The sequence below is a fragment of the Niastella populi genome (assembly GCF_002078015.1).
GTDB classification, from domain to species: Bacteria; Bacteroidota; Bacteroidia; order Chitinophagales; family Chitinophagaceae; genus Niastella; species Niastella populi.
Genome location: NZ_LWBP01000143.1, coordinates 1 through 513, shown reverse-complemented (window position 1 = coordinate 513; position 513 = coordinate 1). Strand labels below are relative to the sequence as shown.

Here is a 513-nt window from a genome sequence, read left to right as displayed (position 1 = left end):
AAGTTTTCTCAGTCGGCGGCACATCTTCGCCAGCATACATTGTGTCATGTACATGTAAGATCTGTAGGCAGGCCTTATTACTGGCTGCAATACTAATGGCAAACTCCAGCGCATTTAAAGACGCCCGGCTGTAATCGGTTGGAACTAAGATCTTTTTTATCATTTCAATTTTCCTTTCAACAAAATTTTATTCGCAGGTTCGTTTTGAATCATGAACTCCTCGCTTTTTTTTTAATTGCTTTTTTGCCTGGCCGTTTATAAGCAAGGGTATCAGTAGCGCTCCGGTTCAATGAAATGACCACTGAGTGAAGCGAATCGTTTTGCAAAATGAGTTTTCTGTTTTCATCTTTATAATCAATTGTTTTTTTCAATAGTCCGCCATTTGCGACAATCAGAATGGCAATTATTGTAAACAATAATATATAAACTGACTTATTTACTTTCATGACAAGTGATATTTGATGCATGAATTTAACCGGCCTTAACTAAACTGTAATTAATGTACAATTAGAA

Annotated in this window: 2 protein-coding genes; both read right to left on the bottom strand. The window is 36.1% G+C overall.

Annotation, left to right across the window (positions count from 1 at the left end):
• On the bottom strand, positions 1-163 hold a 163-nt coding region (locus A4R26_RS36070; protein ID WP_369332934.1), incomplete at its 3' end, for a universal stress protein.
• A 46-nt stretch (positions 164-209) separates the two neighbouring features.
• On the bottom strand, positions 210-446 hold the full coding sequence (locus tag A4R26_RS13000; RefSeq protein ID WP_081164198.1) for a hypothetical protein: 237 nt from the start codon (positions 444-446) through the stop codon (positions 210-212).
• Positions 447-513: the final 67 nt, after the last annotated feature.